The 9,439-nt window shown below is 71.1% G+C and carries 4 protein-coding genes and 1 pseudogene; 2 read left to right on the top strand and 3 right to left on the bottom strand.

Annotation, left to right across the window (positions count from 1 at the left end; genetic code table 11):
- Together EHS43_RS07720 and EHS43_RS07715 are read left to right on the top strand one after the other, a co-directional pair.
- Positions 1-1,137: pseudogene (locus EHS43_RS07720) on the top strand (hypothetical protein); the annotation flags it as partial.
- Positions 1,138-1,213: 76 nt separating this feature from the next.
- Complete coding sequence (locus EHS43_RS07715) at positions 1,214-1,903, top strand: TetR/AcrR family transcriptional regulator (RefSeq protein ID WP_125189781.1); 690 nt, start codon at positions 1,214-1,216, stop codon at positions 1,901-1,903.
- Here the strand turns inward: EHS43_RS07715 and EHS43_RS07710 are convergent.
- The 3 genes from EHS43_RS07710 to pulA form a co-directional block, all read right to left on the bottom strand.
- Positions 1,900-2,253, bottom strand: coding sequence for a 5-carboxymethyl-2-hydroxymuconate Delta-isomerase (locus EHS43_RS07710; RefSeq protein ID WP_125189780.1), 354 nt, complete (start codon positions 2,251-2,253; stop codon positions 1,900-1,902). The genes EHS43_RS07715 and EHS43_RS07710 overlap by 4 nt on opposite strands.
- A gap of 28 nt (positions 2,254-2,281) precedes the next feature.
- Positions 2,282-3,901, bottom strand: coding sequence for a fused response regulator/phosphatase (locus EHS43_RS07705; RefSeq protein ID WP_125189779.1), 1,620 nt, complete (start codon positions 3,899-3,901; stop codon positions 2,282-2,284).
- A gap of 73 nt (positions 3,902-3,974) precedes the next feature.
- On the bottom strand, positions 3,975-9,377 hold the full coding sequence (gene pulA / locus EHS43_RS07700; RefSeq protein WP_125189778.1) for a pullulanase-type alpha-1,6-glucosidase: 5,403 nt from the start codon (positions 9,375-9,377) through the stop codon (positions 3,975-3,977).
- Positions 9,378-9,439: the final 62 nt, after the last annotated feature.

Genomic DNA, 9,439 nt, shown 5'->3' with positions numbered 1-9,439 from the left:
GCCCAGGCCGCCCTGAACCCGGCCCTGCTGCTGAAGGTGCCGGCCGCCGCGTGGGAGTCCTCGGCGCGCACCGACTTCTCCGTGTGGCCCGCCCGCGGCGACCTCACCGGCGACAGTGCCCTGCTGCGCCGCGCCCTCGCCGTCTGGGCCCGCCCCGGCGAGAGCGTCCAGGTCTCCGCGACCCCCGGCACCCCCTCGGGCGGCCCCGCGGGCCCGCCGCAGCTCCTGTACGCCGGGGCCGTCGACAACGCGCGCGTGGTGCTCCTCTACGACGGTCTGCGCATCGTCCGCTACGCCGAGCCGCGGGACGGCACCGAGGGCGCCGCCCTGGACTTCGCCCGGGTCGACGGCGCTGACCGGGCCGCGTCGAGCGCGGTCGTGCTGGGCCGCGCCGACGGCAACATCCGCTATCTGACGGCCCCCTGGGTGACCGGGGCCGCCGAGCGCGACCTGCTGAAGCCGGGCTCCGGCGCCATGGACCTCACGCTGACCGGCGGTGCCACCTCACCCATGGCGGGCCCCGCGCAGAGCGGTGCCTGCACCTCCTGGAACGTGCTCCAGCTGACGGACGCCTCCGGCACCCGGCTGCTGACCGACCTCGGCGAGCTGGTCCCGGCCCGCCTGACCACCGGCCGTCCCGGGTCCGTGAAGGACGCGTCCGGAGCGGGGGCGCTGCGCGCCTGGGCGCCGTACGCGTGCTCGCTCGGTGCGATGCGCTCCTCGGGCGTGCGCGGCGTGAACGCCTGGACCTACGCCTCGCAGCCGCTGCCCGACACGAACGGGACGGCGGACTGGGTGTGCACCCGGGCCGAGACCTGGCAGGGCGGCGGGGAGCGGGTGCTGGCCCAGTTCCACACGCCGGGCTCGACGTACGGGGCGGTCGCGGCGAAGGCGGAGAACGTACCGGCGTGCGGGGCGAAGGATCCGCAGGTGCTGGCCGGGGTGCTGTGGAAGTCGCAGGCCGGCTCCTGGTACCTGCTGGCGGCGGGGAGCCGGGGCACCTCGTCGATCAGTGCCACCGGAGGGGTTACGGGTTCCGCCCAGGGCAACCTGCTGGCGGTCAGGACGCGGCAGGGGGCCCAGGCCGAGCTGAAGGGAACCCTGGCGGACGGGCGGACGGTCGGGGGGCTCCGGTAGCCGGCCGGTCCGGCAGGTGAACACCGCCGGTCGGACCGGACCGTTCCGGGCCGGATTCGATCGGTAAGGTGTTCGTATGACAACCGGGGTCCGTCGAAGAATGGGAGTCGAGGAACGGCGTCAGCAGTTGATCGGCGTCGCCCTCGAACTGTTCGCCCGCCGCTCGCCCGACGAGGTGTCCATCGACGAGATAGCCGCGGCGGCCGGTATCTCGCGACCGCTGGTCTACCACTACTTCCCCGGCAAACTCAGCCTGTACGAGGCCGCGTTGAAGCGGGCGGCGGAGGATCTCGCGAGCCGCTTCGAGGAGCCGCAGCAGGGCTCGCTGGGCGGCCGGCTGCTGCGGGTGATGCGCCGGTTCTTCGACTTCGTGGACGAACACGGGCCGGGTTTCTCGGCGTTGATGCGCGGCGGCCCGGCGGTCGGCTCCTCGGCGACGAACGCGCTCATCGACTCCGTACGGCAGGCCGCCTACGAGCAGATCCTGTCGCACCTGCGGGTGACGGACCCGCCCGCGCGCCTCGAACTGCTCATCCGCTCCTGGATCTCGCTCGTCGAGTCGACGGCCCTGATCTGGCTGGACGGCCGCCGTATCCCGCGTGCCGAGCTGGAGATCCAGCTCGTGCACGACTTCGCCGCGCTGGCCGCGGTCGGCGCGGCCTTCGACGAGGAGATGACCGCGCTGCTGCGCCACATGCTCAAGGACGAGCCGCACGACGGCCCGTTCACCGACCTGGCGGCCCGCCTGATCACCCTGGCCTCCTAGAGCACGGCCTTGGTGTAGGAGGAGTCGAGGTCGCGTACCTCGGCGGAGAGGTGGACGGTGAGGCCGTCCGCGGGGCCGACGTGCTTGCGCAGCAGGTCCACGACGGCCTCGGTGAGCTTCGCCTTGGTCTCCTCGGTGCGCCCGGCGAGCAGGGCGATCGTGACGTTCACGATCGCGTGGTTCTCCTTCGCGCCGCCGACCGCCTCGTCCTCGGTGCGCAGCACCCGCGTCTTGCACGCCTCCGGCTTCGCGGCCGCCGTCTCGACGACGACCGGGTGCAGCGCCAGGGCGAACTCCTCCCAGTCGACATGGTCGAGATACGGGGAGCGTTCGACGGTGATCTGCGGCATGGGCACTCCTGTTCTACGGCGACACGGGTCACCCTAGCCGCAGCGCCAGCATGGCGATGTCGTCCTCCCGGTCGTGGCCGAAGGTGTCCAGCAGGGTGTCGCACAGCGCGTCCAGTCCGGGCAGGGCGCCCGAGGAGGCCGCGCGCAGCTGTTCCAGGGAGGCCGTGAGGTCGGTGCCCCGGGTCTCGACGAGCCCGTCGGTGACCATGAGGAGCCGGTCGGTGGGTTCGAGGAACAGCTCGGTGGCCGGCGGATGGGGCAGGCCGACGCCGAGCAGCGGGCCGGACGCCTTGGCGTAGTGGGCGGTGCCGGTGTCGCGGACGATCAGCGGCGGGATGTGCCCGGCGTTGGCGATCCGGGTGCGCCCGGTGTCCGGCTCGATCAGGGCCAGGCAGACGGTGGCCGTGGTGTCGGGGTGGTAGCGCCGCAGGGTCCGGTCGAGGCGCTCGGCGAGCACGGCCGGGTCGCTCTCGTCGACGGCGTAGGCGCGCAGCGCGTGCCGCAGTTCGACCATGACGGTCGCCGCGTCCAGGGAGTGCCCGACGACGTCGCCGACCGCGGTCAGCACGCCCTCGTCCACGCGCAGCGCCGCGTAGAAGTCACCGCCGATCTCGGTCTGCCGGGAGGCGGGGACGTAACGGACCACGACGTCGAGGCCTGGCAGCTCGGGCAGCCGGTGCGGCTGGGGCAGGAAGCTGTGCTGGAGGGTGAGGGCGACATGCCGCTCGACCTTGTACATGAGCAGCGGCTCTGCGGCCAGCGCGGTGGCCTGCGCGAGCTGGGCCAGCAGGGCCTCGCCCTCCACGCCCACCCTGCGCATCCCGCGCGCGGGCGCGGCCAGGCACACCGGGGCGCGGCCGTCCTGGGTGACGACGAGCGCGAGCCGGGCGTCGTGCTCGACGCCCGGCCGGAAGTACCCGGCGGGCCACAGCGGCGCCGGCACGGTGGTGAGCTGCGCTCCGGCCTGCCCCCGGGTGTGCCGGCGCAGCAGGCCGGCCACGGCCCGGTCGGCGCCCTCGTCCGGCAGCGCCACGGGGATGCGGTCCCGGGACAGGCCGCGGTAGAGCTGGTCGTCCTGGTCGAGGACGAACACCGCGGCCGGGGTGCCGGTGAGCCGCGAGACTCCTTCGGCGGCCGCGTCGGACAGTTCCTGCAGGGTGCGGGCGGACTGGATGGTGACGATCGTCTCGGAGAGCAGGGTGAGCCGTCGTACGAGTGCCCGGTCGCCGGCCCGCAGTTGCGCGTTGCGTACGGCGGCCCGGACCACCGCCTCGATCTCCAGGGGTTCGGCGGGGACCTTGAGATAGGCCTCGACGCCCGCGTCCAGGCCCTGGCAGAAGTCGGCCGGGGGCGAGGCCGCGGCCGAGAAGTGCACGACGGGCATCCCGGCCGTGTGCGGGCGCTCCTTGAAGCGCCGGCACAGGTCGAAGCCGCTCATGTCGGGCAGTCCCACGTCGATGAGCGCCACGTCCGGCAGGGTGCCCTTGAGCAGCCGGGTTTCGAGTTCGGCGAGGGCCTCGCCACCGGTGGCGACCGGTACGACCCGGTGCCCCGCTCTGCTCAGCACGGTGCCCACGGCGTACCGGCTGGCCTCCACGTCGTCCACGACCAGCACGGTCGTGCCGGTCAGCTTGCCTTGTGCGTCCATCCGTCACCCCTCGGGCAACACCGGTGGAGCAGACCGGGGTTCGGGGCCTGCTCCACCACCGTAATGCGTTCGGCTAGGGATGGCGGATGAAAACAGCCACGGTCCGTGCCGGAACCGCGAAGGTGCCGGATGCCTTCTCGTAGGACGCGTCCCTGACGGTGGAGTCCGCCCCCGCCGCCTGCACCGGGTGCAGCCGGTAGGTGCTTCCGGCCAGGTCGGTGACCTGCTGGGTCCGCGCCTTCGGTGTCGCGTTGAACACGACGACCAGGTCGTCGAGTTCCATCGTGATCACACCGGGCGTCTCCTGCTTGCCGGACAGCGGGAAGGACAGCCGGGACTGCACCTGGTCCGCCGTGCCGAGCGAGAACGCCTTCTCCGTCGTACGGATCCGCAGCAGGTCCCGGTAGGCGGCCGAGGCCCCCTCGATCTGCGCGCAGCCGACCTCGACCGAGCCCAGCAGCGGTTTGGCGTACGGCCACTTGGAGGCGTTGTCGGCCGCCATGGGCAGGCCGCGGCCGAAGCCGTTGCCGTCCTGGCAGTTCCAGTGGATCGCGTTGAACCAGTCGCCGCTGTCGAAGGAGTTGCGGTCCAGGGACTTGGAGCGCAGCAGGTCGGTGCCCGCCTGGGAGAGCGCCGGGCCCTGGGAGAGGGCGGCCGTGGCCATGGCGAGGACCTGCATCCTGGCCCGGTCGGCGGCACCGGTGCCGGCGGGCAGCTTGTAGGTCAGCGCGTCGAACAGGGACTCGTTGTCGTGCGCGTCGGCGTAGGCGAGGGCGTCGCCGGGTGCCTGGGCGTATCCGGCGGGCTGTCCGTTGTAGTCGACCTGGGCGCCGGTGACCTCCTTGCCGTCGGTGTCGGTGAAGCGGTACTGCGCGAGGTTGCCGGACAGACCCACCTTGATGAGGTCCTGGTAGTGCAGGAGACGGGCCTTCTGCTGCTCCGGAGTGCCGTTGTTCTTCGAGGAGTTGGGGTCGGTGTACAGACCGGACGCGAAGCCCTGGACACCGGGGTCCTCGTCGAAGGGGCCGCCGCCGCGTACGGCGTCACGGGCGCGGTCGGAGAAGGTCGCGATGCCGGTGCCGGCCATGTTCTTCTGCGTGGCCTGCGCGAAGCGGGCGTCGTCGGCGACCTCGCCGAAGTTCCAGCCCTCGCCGTACAGGATGATCTTCTTGCCGTCGACGCCGTCCTTCTTGAGGGTCAGCGCGTCGAGGGCCTTGCGGACGGCCAGGATGTTGGCCTTGGGGTGGTGGCCCATGAGGTCGAAGCGGAAGCCGTCGACCTTGTACTCCCTGGCCCAGGTGACGACGGAGTCGACGACCAGCTTGCCCATCATGGCGTTCTCGGTGGCCGTGTTGGCGCAGCAGGTGCTGTTGGCGACCGATCCGTCGGCGAGGAGGCGCTGGTAGTAGCCGGGGACGATCCGGTCGAGCACGCTCGTGGCGGCCTGTCCGCTCGCCGCGGTGTGGTTGTAGACGACGTCCATGACGACCCTGAGGCCGTCGTCGTTGAGGGACTTGACCATCTTGCGGAACTCGACCGTACGGCCGGTGCCGTCGGGGTCGGTGGCGTAGGAGCCCTCGGGGACGGTGTAGTGGTACGGGTCGTAGCCCCAGTTGTAGGCATCCTTGGCAGCGGTTCCGGCGACGCACTCCTGCTGCTTGTCGGAGTCGGCCGGGTAGGAGGCGAGATCGCAGTCGGTGGCCTTCTGGTCGGCCTTCTTCTCGGGGATGGTCGCGATGTCGAACGCCGGCAGCAGGTGCACGTACGAGGTGCCCGACTTCGCCAGCTCCTTCAGGTGCTCGGAGCCGTCGCTGTCCTTGTCGGTGAACGCGAGATACGTACCGGGGTGGTCCGCCGTCCTGTCGGCGACGGAGAAGTCCCGGATGTGCAGCTCCTGGATCTCGGCGTCCTTGAGGGGGACGGCCCTGGGCTTGGTGTACGACGTCCAGCCGCTCGGGGCGAGGGACCTGTCGTCGAGGTCGACCACGAGGCTGCGCTCGGAGTCGGCGGTGAGGGCGACCGAGTAGGGGTCGGTGACCTTGTTGGTGACGATCTTCCCGACGCTGGGCGCCCAGACCCTCACGGCGTACCGGTACTCCTTGCCCTTCCAGGACTTCGGCCCGGTGGCGGACCAGACGCCGGTCCTCGCGTCGCGCTTCATCCGCACCGTGGAGCCGCCGAGTTCCAGGGCGACGCTCTGCGCGGTCGGCGCCCACACGGACAGCGTGGGACGGCCGCTCCTGTCGAACGTCGGCCCGAGGTCGGCGTTGGTCGCGCTCGCGTACAGGTCGTCGAGGACGCCGGCGATCTGAACGCCGGTCGCCGCGAGGACGGCGCCGTTCGCGGCCCGCTGGGAGGCGACGACCTGGCCGTTGAGGGCCTCGCGGACCCGGTCGCGGTCACGGGCATCGACGGTCCAGGCGGTGTACGCCTTCAGGTGCGGGAACTTCTCCTTCTGGGCGTCGGTGAGGCTGGTCCTGGTCAGCCGCAGCCAGCGCTCGTCGTCGCTTGTCAGCGCGCCGCCCCGCACGGTGATCGAGCCGTCGCGGGAGTACAGCAGCTGGGTGGAGGCGGCCGCCTCGGAGCCGTTCCAGGCGACGGTGTTCCGGTCGATCCAGACCGCCTTGGAGGTGGTCAGGTCGAGAGCTGCCGCCGACCCGGCGGGCTGCGGGAGGAGGTGCTTCTCCTGGCCGTTCAGGAGCCACACCTCGCGGCCGTCGGCCGTGAGGTCAAGGGACTGGTCGGTGGGCAGATCCTTCTCGTCGCCCTTGTGGATGATGTAACTGAGGCTCGTGGCACCGTCATTGAGGGGCACCTCGTAGACCGCGCCATAGGCGTCGGTCCTCACCGGATCCAGGGGCTTGGACCATTCCGTGGGGTTCGCGGCGCCCGTCCAGACGTGCAGGCCCCAGCCGTCGTAGTTCCCGTCGGCGCGGTGGTAGTGGAGGACCGCCTTGGTCCTGTCCTGCGCCGGGTACTCGGGCCGCTCGGTCCGTACGGTGTCCTTGCCCTGCTCGATCCAGATCTCACCGGTCCGGGTGACGTCGATCGTGCGGTCGGTGGAGACGTCCTTGTTGCCGTCCTTGTCGACGACGAGGAAACCCACGGTGGAGGCGCCGGGCTTCAGCTTGACGTAGGCGAAGGCGCCGTAGGCGTCCCGGCCGGCGAAGGGGTGGCCGGCGGGCCAGGTGGTGGACTCGCCGTCGGCGAGGTCGCCCCACGCGTACAGGCCCCAGTTGCCGTAGTCGCCGTCGGTGCGCTGGTAGTGGACGACCGCGTAGTCGCGGGAGGAGGCGGTGGGGGTCTCCTCGACGGGCGGGGTGCCGGTGGTGCTCCCGGCGGTCGCGCTCGCCGTGCGACCGGCCGAGTCGACGACAACCGCCTTGTAGCGCAGGGCCGTTCCGGCCGGTACGTCCTTGCCGACGGTCTGCGTGACCTTGTAGGGGGCGTGGTCGGCGGAGCCGAGGGTGCGCCACTTGCCGGTGCCGACCTGCGCCGCGAAGACGACCCGGTTGAGCCGGCCGCCGGCCACGTCGGCCGTGAGCTCGACCGTGCCGGTGGCGCCGGTGGCGGGGGCCTTGAGGGTGAGCGTCGGCTTCGTGACGGGCTCGGCCGTCCTGCCGGCCGCCTTGAGGACGATCGCGGAACCGGCGGGGACCGTGACGGTGATCTTCTTGTCGGCGTCGGAGGTGACGTTCGACGCGCCGCCGTAAACGCCCTTGTAGGCCATGTGCGCCGAACCGGTCGCGAAGGTCGCCGACTTGGCTTCGCCCGCGTTGTTGAAGGCGACCACGTACTCCTGGCCGGTCCTCGCGTCGGTGCGGGAGAAGGCGTAGACACCGGCCCCGTCGGCCGCGTACCGCTCCTCCTGCACGCCGTCGGTCAGCGCCGGGTTGGCCCTGCGGAGCTCGGCCAGGTCGGCGATCTGCCGGTACAGCGGGGCGCTGGTGTCGTACGCGTCGCTCGCGTGGGTGCGGTCGGTGCCGATCTCGTCGTCGTCGAGGTAGTCGGCGGTCTTCGACGCGAACATCGTCTGGCGGGCGTCCTTGTCGCCGCCCGCGCCGGTGAAGCCCTGCTCGTCGCCGTAGTAGACGACGGGGTTGCCGCGGCTGAGGAACATCAGCTCGTTGGCGAGCCTGTCCTTGGCGAGCAGCTCGGCGTCGGTGGCCTTCGGGTTGTCCTGGTTCAGGAAGTACCCGATGCGGCCCATGTCGTGGTTGCCGAGGAAGGTGACCTGTTCGTAGGCGTTGGCCTTGTCGGTCGTGTACTTGTAGTCGTCGCCGAAGACGGAGGCGAGCTTCCGCGCGCTGCCGCCCTGGGAGGCGTACTGCCGGGCCGCCTCCTGGAAGGGGAAGTCCAGCGTGGCGTCGAGGCGGCCCTGGGTGACGTACGGCGAGGTGACCGAGGTGTCGGCGGAGTAGACCTCGCCGAACATGAAGAAGTCCTTGCGGCCCTGCTTGGCCGCGTAGGCGTCGAGGGCGGTGGCCCACTGGGTCCAGAACTCCATGTTCACGTGCTTCACGGTGTCGATCCGGAAGCCGTCGATGTCGAAGTCCCTGACCCAGCGCTGGTAGATCCTCTCCATGCCGCTGACGACCTCGGGGCGCTCGGTCCACAGGTCGTCGAGGCCGGAGAAGTCGCCGTAGGTCGTGGACTCGCCGGCGTAGGTGGAGTCGCCGCGGTTGTGGTACATCGTCGGGTCGTTGAGCCAGGACGGGACCTTGGCGTTTGTGCCGGTGACCTTCGGGGTGCGCGGGAAGGAGTCGGCGTCGACGGCCGGGAATCTCCGGTCGCCGGACGCGTAGTCGGCGTCGTCGAAGGGACGGCCGTCCTTCGTCAGGTACGGGAAGGCGCCCTTGGAGAGGTAGTCGTAGGACTTCTCCTCGTAGTCGACGACGTCGGCGGTGTGGTTGGTGATGACGTCGAAGAAGACCTTCATGCCCTTGGCGTGGGCCTTGGAGATGAGGGTCTCCAGGTCCTTGTTGGTGCCGAAGTGCGGGTCGACCTGGGTGAAGTCGGTGATCCAGTAACCGTGGTAGCCGGCCGAGGCGTTGGCCCCCGTGCCCTGCACGGGCCGGTTCTTGAAGATCGGGGCCATCCAGATGGACGTGGTGCCGAGGCCCTTGATGTAGTCGAGCCTCTTCGTGAGGCCCTTGAGGTCACCGCCCTGGTAGAAGCCCTTGTCGGTGGGGTCGTAGCCGGTGCTCAGCCGTGAACCGGTCAGCCCGCCCCGGTCGTTGGAGGCGTCACCGTTGGCGAAACGGTCCGGCAGGACGAAGTAGAACTGCTCACGGGTGTCGTCGTGCCGGGCCGGTTCCGCGGCGAGCTTCGCGTCGGAGGGCGGTGGCGGCGGGGTGTCCGCCCGGGCGGACAACGGCTGGACGAGCGCTGCGGCCAGCGCGGTCACGGTGACCGCGGCGACCCGTCCGGCCTGGGTGGTACGGCGCCTGGGCGGCACCGGCCATCTCGGTATCACGGATGGACTCCTTGCGATTGCGGCTCTACGTGGGTCCGACCCCGCGCGACCGTATCGCCGCC

The sequence above is a fragment of the Streptomyces sp. RP5T genome (assembly GCF_003933965.1).
Classification (GTDB): domain Bacteria; phylum Actinomycetota; class Actinomycetes; order Streptomycetales; family Streptomycetaceae; genus Streptomyces.
This window is presented reverse-complemented; position numbering and strand designations above follow the sequence as displayed.

Bases quoted from the DNA above. Each gene is read 5' to 3' on its own strand.
- EHS43_RS07710 (WP_125189780.1), bottom strand. From the start codon at position 2,253: ATGCCGCAGATCACCGTCGAACGCTCCCCGTATCTCGACCATGTCGAC.
- EHS43_RS07705 (WP_125189779.1), bottom strand. From the start codon at position 3,901: ATGGACGCACAAGGCAAGCTGACCGGCACGACCGTGCTGGTCGTGGAC.
- EHS43_RS07715 (WP_125189781.1), top strand. From the start codon at position 1,214: ATGACAACCGGGGTCCGTCGAAGAATGGGAGTCGAGGAACGGCGTCAG.